The following is a 9200-nucleotide window of genomic DNA, read 5'->3' on the forward strand; positions in this document are numbered from 1 at the left end:
CGCTGCAGCTGAATCACTTCACCTTTCTCCCAGGCATTTGCCGCCGGATCGACCGTCGGCTGCGGGATCGACTCGCGACTGCGACGGATCGCCTGGGTATCCACGTCGAGACGGTCGTCACGGGCCTGTTCGAGCGCCGGGTCCAGCTGGCCATCCGCGGTGAAGCCCATCATCAGCGCCGGAATTCCATAGGGCAGTTCCTTGTCGCGGTCGGTATGCCAGGTGTGCCACGTCTTGCCATAGGTGCTGACTACCTGTTCCATCAGCTGCTTTTCCGCGACCTGCGGCAGGCCGGGGGCGACCAGCGCGCCGGACTTCACCTCGTAATCGTGGCTGTGCCAGAGCTTCTTCTCGTCCTCGGGCAGTGTCGCGAACAGGCGCGCGCTGATGATGTATTCGACGCCCATGAGCTTGGCATCGCTGCCATTGCCGTCGTAGATCAGCGCCTGCATCACGTCCTCGTTCAGCCGCGTGACGTAGTGGTGGGCCTCCATTTGCCCGTCCATGTCGCCGTTATAGAAGTGAAAGCCGTTGAGGTAAGCGCTCACAGCATTCAGCGGCGCCTTGCCCTGCAACAGCTTTGCGCCGGCCTCGAGGGTGCGCGTCTCGGCGCTTTTCGGCGCGCCCGCGGCGTCGGTGTAGGACGCCGTATTGTGTTGCCCGCAGGCAGCCAACAGCACTGCGGAACCCAGGACTGACAACTTTCGCATGGCTCGATCCCCTGCTTTGCTCATACAGAGTGACCAGAGCGCAGCCGCTTTTTCTTCATGGTCGCCAAGCCGGCCGGCAGAAACTTTTGCCCGCCGCGCCGGGTCGCTATGGGAGGCCGTTTCGGTCGTCAAACCCGAGGGGGACAGCCATGGGCAACCTGGCAGAGCAGCCACATTCGCATCCGGTACTCGCCGAACTCGACCTGTTGCTGCAGCGTTACCGGCAGGTACGTGCCACCAGCGAGGCGATCTGCACGCCGCTGCAGGTCGAGGATTACGTCATCCAGAGCACGCCGGAAGTCAGCCCGCCAAAATGGCACCTGGCGCATGTCAGCTGGTTCTTCGAGACCTTTCTGCTGTTGCCTTATCTGCCCGGCTACCGGCGGCTGAACGAGGCCTACGACTACCTGTTCAATTCCTACTACCAGACCCATGGCCTGCCCTTTCCGCGGGCGCGGCGCGGTGTGCTGTCCCGCCCGGGTGTGGACGAGATCTATCGCTATCGCCGCCACGTCGACCAGGCCATGGGCGAACTGCTGAGCAATCCGCCGCGCGAGCAGGCTGCCGAAATCGTCCGCCGCGTCGGCCTCGGCCTGCAGCATGAGCAGCAGCACCAGGAACTGCTGCTGATGGACATCAAGCACATCCTCGCGCAGAACCCGCTGCACCCGGTTTATCGCGACGATCTCGCCCAGCCCCGGCCCAGCAGCCCCGAGCGCCCGCGCTGGCATGAATACGCCGGCGGTGTGCAGCACATCGGGCATGCCGGCAGCGATTTCGCCTTCGATTGCGAAACCCCGCGACATCGCCAGTTCGTCGAGGATTTCCAGCTTGCCGAACGATTGGTGAGCAACCGCGAATACCTGTCGTTCATCACTGACGGCGGTTATGCCCGCCCGGAGCTGTGGCTGTCGGACGGCTGGGACCTGATCCAGCAGGCCGGCTGGAACGCCCCGCTGTACTGGCTGCGCGAGGACGCCAGCTGGCACGAGATGACCCTTGGTGGTCTGCGCCCGCTGGACCTGGAGGCACCGGTCTGTCACATCAGCTATTACGAGGCCGATGCCTTCGCACGCTGGGCCGGTGCGCGGCTGCCGAGCGAAGCGGAATGGGAAGTCGCCGCCGCCGACCAGCCATTGCGCGGCAATTTCCTTGAAAGCGACTACCTGCAACCGGTCGCCGTGCCGCCCGGCCATGACGGCCCGAGGCAGCTGTTCGGCGATGTCTGGGAGTGGACCGCCAGCGCCTACCTGCCCTATCCGGGTTTTCGCCCGCTGGAGGGCAGCCTCGGCGAGTACAACGGCAAGTTCATGTCCGGCCAGATGGTCTTGCGTGGCGGTTGCTGCGCCACGCCGGAATCCCACCTACGGGTCACCTACCGCAACTTCTTCCAGCCGGCCATGCGCTGGCAGTTCGCCGGGCTGCGCCTGGCCAGAGGGCTCTGAACATGGCGCTGGCAATTCACTTTCACGATCAGCTGCAACAGCCACACGACGCCTCGCTGCGCGACGAAACCCTCGCCGGGTTCGCCGCGAGCCCGAAATGGGCCTCGCCTAAGTTCTTCTATGATCGCCGCGGTTCCGAGCTGTTCGAGCAGATCTGCCAGCAGCCCGAGTACTACATCACCCGCACCGAGGAGCAGATTCTCGCCGAGGCTGCCAACGACATCCTCGACATCGCCGGCCCTCACAGCGACCTGATCGAGCTGGGCAGCGGTGCCAGTCGCAAGGTACGCCTGCTGCTGGAAGCACTGCACCCGACCAGCTATCTGGGCATCGACATCTCCGAGGACTTCCTGCTCAGCAGCACCCAGCGGCTGGCGGCGGACTACCCGTGGCTGGAGGTGCATGCCGCCTGTACCGACTTTTCCAACGAGCTGAACCTGCCGGATGATTTTTCCAGCGAGCACCCGCTGATGTTCTTCCCCGGTTCCAGCATCGGCAACTTCACCCCGGGCGAGGCCGCGGCCTTTCTGCAGCGCTTGCACGATGTGCTGCCGGCCGGCGGCGGCCTGGTGATCGGCGTCGATCTGGTCAAGGATCGTGCGGTGCTGGAAGCGGCCTACAACGACCGCGCTCATGTCACAGCCGCCTTCAACCTCAACCTGCTGCAGCGCATCCGCAACGAGCTGGACAGCGACATCGACCCGTCACGCTTCGTCCATCGCGCCTTCTTCAACGAGGCCGAATCGCGCATCGAGATGCACCTGATCAGCCCCGATGCGCAGGACGTGACCATCGAAGGCCGGCGCTTCCACTTCGATGCTGGGGAAAGCCTGCACACGGAAAACTCCTACAAGTACACGCTGGAATCCTTCGCTGCCCTGGCCGATGCCGCCGGCTTCGCCTGTCGCGGTCAGTGGACCGACCGGCGCGGGCTGTTCAGCGTCAACTACCTCGAGCGACGTTGAACCATGCCAGAACGCGCCTCCACCCTGTTCACCCTCGGCCTCGGCCTCGGCCTCGGGTTATTGAGCGCCCTCGCCGCCTTTCCGGCAGCTGCAGAAGATCCCATCCGCATCACCCAGCTCAAGCGCTGCGGCGACCTCTTCGCCGAGGATTCGCTGAGCTGGTGCCTGAGCGCCAAAGGCCTGCCCCGCGCCGATGTGCAGCTGTACCTCAACGGCCAGCGCGTGGATGCCGACACGCTCCAGCGCGACGGTGAGCAGCTCCGCCTGACCCTTGCGCCGGACGCGGTGCGCAGCGGCCCGCTGTGGCTTGAGCGCGACGGGCTACGCAGCAATCCGGTCTGGCTCTCGGCCGGACGCAGCCAGGTGCTCGCCGCCAAACCCGATGAAGTGGCGCGCAACATGGATGACCTGACCACCTATGTAGACCTGGTCAGCCTGATCATCGAGGAGGACCACAAGGGGCTGGAAAAGGCGCGTCAGCTCGCCGAGAAGTACGGCGCCAAGGTGGTCGGCGCCATATCGCCGCTGAACACCTATCAGCTGCGCCTGCCGGTGAAAGACCTGACCGAGCGCGACGCCATGGTGCTGCGCCTGGGCAGCGAGGTGGGCGTGGATGCCGTGGTGATCGAGGAATCGGCCGCCGAGAACGACGAGCAGGAAACCGGCAAGACCGCGGATCAGAAGCGTCCGCAGAACCGCGAGTGGGCCGCCAACCGCTTCCTCGATGCGGTGGACTACTACCGCGAACGCATTCCCGCCGGCCAGCGCGCCGGGGAAAAACAGCCGGTGCGTATCGGCATCATCGAGCGCGCGGTGGATTTCGATGCACCGCATTTCGCCGAATATCTCGAACCCTGCGATCCACAGCAACAGCGCACCTGCCTCTACGCCCGCGACGCCGACCGGCCGGACAATCACGGCAGCAGCGTCGCCGGGATTCTCGCCGCCCACGCCAACGATGCCCGCGACCAGGGCTTTCTCAGTGCACTGGACGGCACCGGGCCGGGCTTCGAGGTGATCGTCGAGCGCAACTCGGACGCCGGCATCACGGCCAACGTCGCGGCCTCGGTGAATCTGGTGGAGGACGGCGCGCGCATCCTCAACTGGAGCTGGGGTATCCACCGCATCGGCACGGTGGATGTGGAAGGCGAACCGGTGGATTCGCTGCTGCGTTCGGGCATCGCCATGAGCGGCTACGAGGAGCTGCTGGAGGAATTCTTCCTCTGGTTGCGCCGCGAACATCCCGACGTGCTGGTGATCAACTCCGCCGGCAATGGCTCGGCGCACTCCGGGCGTGACGACTATCGACTGCCCTCCTCGTTCATCACCGAGCAGCTACTGGTGGTCGGCGGCCATGAGCGCAACGATCAGGAAAAAGTCGCGGTGGAGCACCCCGACTACGTGCGCAAGCGCAAATCATCCAACGTCGATATGCGCGTGGACATCACCGCCGCCGCCTGCACCCGTGCCGCCACGCTTGATCCCGACAAGCGCGGCGACGTGCATTGCGGCACTTCCTATGCCACGCCGCTGGTTGCCGGTGCGGTGGGCGCGATGCTTTCGGTCAATCCCGGGCTGGAGCCGGATCAGGTGCGTGAACTGCTACGCCGCAGCGCCATGACCATCGGCCGCGACTCGGATTTCGAGCCCGCCGAGGCGGATGACCTTACCGCGCCGATCCTGCCGTCCGAGCGCGGCTATCGACTGGATGATCGCGATGTCGGTCGCTCAGCACGGCTGGACATGCGCAAGGCGCTGGAGCTGACCGTGGAAAGCCTGAAGAACTCGCGCTAGGGTGTTCACTCCATGTCGCCGCACAGCTCGGCGGCACGCAGCAGCGCGGCGGTCAGCGCGTGGCGCTCCCATTGCGGCAAGGCGGCCAAACGTGCGCGGAACTCCGGCGGCAACAGCGCTGGCGCCTGTTGCAACAAGGCGCGGCCTCTATCGCTGAGCAGCAGCCACTGGCGGCGACGGTCCTGGTCGTCGCGCTGGCGCTGCAACAGCCCGCGCTCCTCCAGCCGGTCGATCTGCCCGGAAAGCGTGGCTGCGGTAAGGCTGACGCGCCGGCTCAGGTCACTCGCGGTCAACTGCCCTTCGCTGGCCAGCACCTGCAGGATCATCAGCTGCACAGGGCTCAAGCCTCCGTAGCGCGCCAGACGCTTGGCATGTACTTCGGCGTCCTGCTGCAACCGGCGCATGGCCTGAAACAGCGGCATTTCGAAGGCTTCCAGCCCGGCACTATTGCTTTCGTTTAAAACTGTTTCTTCAGTCATATGCGGCTTTTCGTGCGAAAACTAACTTTGACATCAAAGCATTTTTTTGTTTTGGTGTAAAAAGCTGACTGACCTGTTCCCGGCCGCATCGGCGCCGCTGCGCTGATCCGAAAGGCTGAACTTCGCGGGTGACGGGCCAGTCACACTCCCCAACGGCAAAACCGGTAAGGATCTTATGTGTGGCATAGCTGGAGAACTTCGCTTCGATAACCGCCCGGCCGATCTGGCTGCGGTTGAACGCATCACTCAACAACTGACTGCGCGCGGCCCCGACGCGTGCGGTTTCCACAGCCAGGGCCCACTCGCCCTGGGTCACCGACGCCTGAAGATCATGGATCTGTGCGAGGCGTCCGGCCAGCCGATGATCGACTCGGCCCTCGGCCTGTCGATGGTCTTCAATGGCGCCATCTACAACTACCCGGAACTGCGCGCCGAGCTGGAAGGCCTGGGCTACCGCTTCTTCTCCGAAGGCGATACCGAAGTGCTGCTCAAGGGCTTCCATGCCTGGGGCGAAGCGCTGCTGCCGCGGCTGAACGGCATGTTTGCCTTTGCCATCTGGGAGCGCGACAGCCAGCAGCTGTTCATCGCCCGCGACCGTCTCGGCGTCAAGCCGCTGTACCTATCGCGCACCGACCAGCGCCTGCGCTTCGCCTCGTCGCTGCCGGCACTGCTCAAGGGCGGCGATATCGCCGGTGTTTTGAATCCGGTGGCGCTGAATCACTACATGAGTTTCCACGCCGTGGTTCCGGCACCGGACACGCTGATCGCCGGTATCGAGAAATTGCCGCCGGCCAGCTGGATGCGCGTCGACGCTAATGGCGCGACCACCACCCAGCGCTGGTGGGAGCTTGAATTCGGCGCCCGTGAAGAGGAGCGCAACTACAGCTTCGAAGACTGGAAACAGCGCACCCTGGACACCATGCGCGAGGCGGTCGCGATCCGTCAGCGCGCCGCGGTGGATGTCGGCGTACTACTCTCCGGCGGTGTCGACTCCAGCCTGCTGGTCGGCCTGCTGCGCGAAGCCGGTGTGGCCGACAATCTGCTGACGTTCTCCATCGGCTTCGAAGATGCCGGCGGCGAGCGCGGCGACGAGTTCAAGTACTCGGATCTGATCGCCAAGCACTACAACACGCGTCATCACCAGCTGCGTATTCAGGAAAAGGAAATCCTCGAACAGCTGCCGGCCGCCTTCCAGGCGATGAGCGAGCCGATGGTCAGCCATGACTGCATCGCCTTCTACCTGCTCTCGCGGGAAGTGGCCAAGCACTGCAAGGTGGTGCAGAGCGGCCAGGGTGCGGACGAACTGTTCGCCGGCTACCACTGGTATCCGCTGGTGGACGGCGCCGAAGACCCGGTGGCGGCCTACCTCGCCGCGTTCCGCGACCGCACGTACGAGGAATATGCCGAGACCGTGCAGCAGCAGTGGGTCCAGGGCGACTTCTCCGGCGACTTCGTCCGTCAGCACTTCGCCCGGCCCGGCGCCGATGCGGCGGTGGACAAGGCGCTGCGTATCGACAGCACGGTGATGCTGGTCGATGACCCGGTCAAGCGCGTCGACAACATGACCATGGCTTGGGGCCTGGAGGCGCGCACGCCGTTCCTCGACTACCGCGTGGCCGAACTGTCGGCGCGCATCCCGGCCAGGTTCAAGCTGCCCGAGGGCGGCAAGTATGTGCTCAAGGAAGCGGCGCGCCAGGTCATTCCTGCCGAGGTGATCGACCGGCCTAAGGGCTACTTCCCGGTGCCGGGCCTCAAGCACTTGCAGGGTGCGACGCTGAACTGGGTTCGCGAGATGCTGCTCGACCCCAGCCAGGAACGCGGCCTCTACAACCCGCAGGCACTGGAGAAGCTGCTCGCCGATCCGGATGGCCAGCTCACGCCGCTGCGCGGTTCAAAACTCTGGCAGCTGGCGGCGGTCAACCTATGGTTGAGCGAACAAGGCCTTTGACGTTGGCCGCTGCAGGCGCCAGGCCACGACGGCCCCGATAACCCGCTCACGAACGGCTGCGGTTGCCACGCGCCACGGGGGCAAGCACATCGCCCCGCCGCTGCCGGTTCGTGACTTAGCATCAAGGAACGCACCATGCAGAAGTCCCAAGCCTACGGTCAGCGTCTGTTGCGCGGACAGGCTCCGACCTACCAGCGGCTGCAGGCACGCTTCGCCGAGGACGGTCAGGAGGAACCCTGCGGCCCGGTGATCCTGCATTGCGGCTGGGGTCGCATTCTGGTCGGCCACACCTACTCCGATCCCGCCCAACTCGCTGCCGAACTGCTCAACGAGCAGGCGGGCGAGCGCGATATCGCGCTGTACGTCGCCGCGCCACACCAGGTGCTTTCCTATGCACCGCAGCAACTCTTTCTCGACCCCTCCGATACCCTGCGCATCTGGTTCACCGACTACCGCCCTGCGCAGAAGCGTTTCCGCGGTTTCTGCGTGCGTCGTGCCCAGAGCGAAGCCGACTGGCAGGCCATCAACGGTCTGTACCAGGCGCGCGGCATGATGCCCGTCGACCCGGAGCGCTGCACGCCGCGCGAAAAGGGCGGCCCGGTGTACTGGCTGGCCGAGGACGAAACCTCCGGGCAGATCATCGGCAGCGTGATGGGCATCGACCACCACCGCGCCTTCAACGATCCGGAAAACGGCTCCAGCCTGTGGTGCCTGGCGGTTTCGCCAAGCTGCCCGCGGCCGGGCGTCGGCGAGGCGCTGGTGCGGCACCTGATCGAACACTACATGGGCCGCGGCCTGGCCTATCTCGATCTGTCGGTGCTGCACGACAACCAGCAGGCCAAGGCGCTGTACGCCAAGCTGGGCTTCCGTGATCTGCAGACCTTCACCGTCAAGCGCAAGAACAGCTTCAACCAGCCGCTGTTCCTCGGCCCTGGCCCGGAAGCAAAGCTCAACCCCTACGCCAAGATCATCGTCGACGAGGCCCGGCGGCGCGGTATCGAGATCGAGATCAACGATGCCGAAGCCGGTCTGTTCACCCTGACCCAGGGCGGCCGGCGGGTACGCTGCCGAGAGTCGCTATCCGACCTGACCTCGGCCGTCAGCATGACGCTCTGCCAGGACAAGCGCCTGACCCACCGCACCCTGTCCCAGGCGGGCATCTGTCTTCCGGCGCAACAGCTGGCTGCCGGCCCGAAGGAAAATGCCGCGTTTCTCGCCGAGCACGGCAGCGTGGTGGTCAAGCCTGTGGATGGCGAACAGGGCATGGGCGTGGCGGTGGACCTGCGCGATGCGACCGAAATGGAAGACGCCATCCAGCGCGCCCGGCAGTACGACAGTCGCGTATTGCTGGAAAGCTTTCATCCGGGGTTCGACCTGCGCATCGTGGTGATCGGCTTCGAGGTGGTCGCCGCGGCGATACGCCGCCCGGCGGAAGTCATCGGAGATGGCCGCACCAGCATCGGTTCGCTGATCGAGAAGCAGAGCCGCCGGCGCCAGGCCGCTACCGGCGGTGAGAGTTCCATTCCGCTGGATGAGGAAACCCAGCGCTGCCTGCGCGACGCCGGCTTCGACTTCGAAAGTGTATTGCCGGACGGACACCGGCTCGCGGTGCGCCGCACCGCCAACCTGCATACCGGTGGCACGCTGGAAGACGTCACCGCGCAACTGCACCCCGAGCTGGTCGACGCTTCCGTACGCGCCGCCCGCGCGCTGGACATCCCGGTGGTGGGCCTGGACCTGCTGGTGCCGGCACCGGACCAACCGGAGTACGTCTTCATCGAGGCCAACGAGCGCGTCGGCCTGGCCAATCATCAGCCGCAGCCGACCGCCGAACGCTTCATCGACCTGCTCTTCCCACT

At 65.2% G+C, this 9200-nt stretch carries 7 protein-coding genes; 5 read left to right on the forward strand and 2 right to left on the reverse strand.

The window, feature by feature from the left end:
* Positions 1–710 (reverse strand): OBAP family protein (locus LO50_RS07460; protein WP_044314592.1); only part of this gene is annotated, 710 nt, incomplete at its 3' end.
* Between the two features lie 149 nt (positions 711–859).
* On the opposite strand from LO50_RS07460, the gene egtB reads away from it, so the two are divergent.
* Genes egtB through LO50_RS07475 form a run of 3 tightly spaced genes read left to right on the forward strand, consistent with a single transcriptional unit; the run spans position 860 to position 4914 of the window.
* On the forward strand, positions 860–2155 hold the full coding sequence (gene egtB / locus LO50_RS07465; protein WP_044314593.1) for an ergothioneine biosynthesis protein EgtB: 1296 nt from the start codon (positions 860–862) through the stop codon (positions 2153–2155).
* A 2-nt stretch (positions 2156–2157) separates the two neighbouring features.
* A complete protein-coding gene (gene egtD / locus LO50_RS07470; protein ID WP_044314594.1) occupies positions 2158–3120 on the forward strand; it encodes an L-histidine N(alpha)-methyltransferase in 963 nt (320 codons plus the stop codon).
* A gap of 3 nt (positions 3121–3123) precedes the next feature.
* Entirely contained in the window at positions 3124–4914 is a 1791-nt protein-coding gene (locus tag LO50_RS07475) for a S8/S53 family peptidase (RefSeq protein WP_044314595.1), read from the forward strand.
* Between the two features lie 5 nt (positions 4915–4919).
* On the opposite strand, the gene LO50_RS07480 is transcribed toward LO50_RS07475, so the two are convergent.
* Positions 4920–5393 carry a MarR family winged helix-turn-helix transcriptional regulator gene (locus LO50_RS07480; protein WP_044314596.1) on the reverse strand — a complete coding sequence of 158 codons (474 nt, stop codon included), beginning with the start codon at positions 5391–5393 and terminating at the stop codon, positions 4920–4922.
* Between the two features lie 175 nt (positions 5394–5568).
* On the opposite strand from LO50_RS07480, the gene LO50_RS07485 reads away from it, so the two are divergent.
* Positions 5569–7341 carry an N-acetylglutaminylglutamine amidotransferase gene (locus LO50_RS07485; RefSeq protein WP_044314597.1) on the forward strand — a complete coding sequence of 591 codons (1773 nt, stop codon included), beginning with the start codon at positions 5569–5571 and terminating at the stop codon, positions 7339–7341.
* Between the two features lie 135 nt (positions 7342–7476).
* A partial coding sequence (gene ngg, locus LO50_RS07490; RefSeq protein WP_044314598.1) for an N-acetylglutaminylglutamine synthetase occupies positions 7477–9200 on the forward strand: 1724 nt, incomplete at its 3' end.

Origin of the sequence: Stutzerimonas stutzeri (genome assembly GCF_000935215.1) — a bacterium.
GTDB lineage: Bacteria > Pseudomonadota > Gammaproteobacteria > Pseudomonadales > Pseudomonadaceae > Stutzerimonas.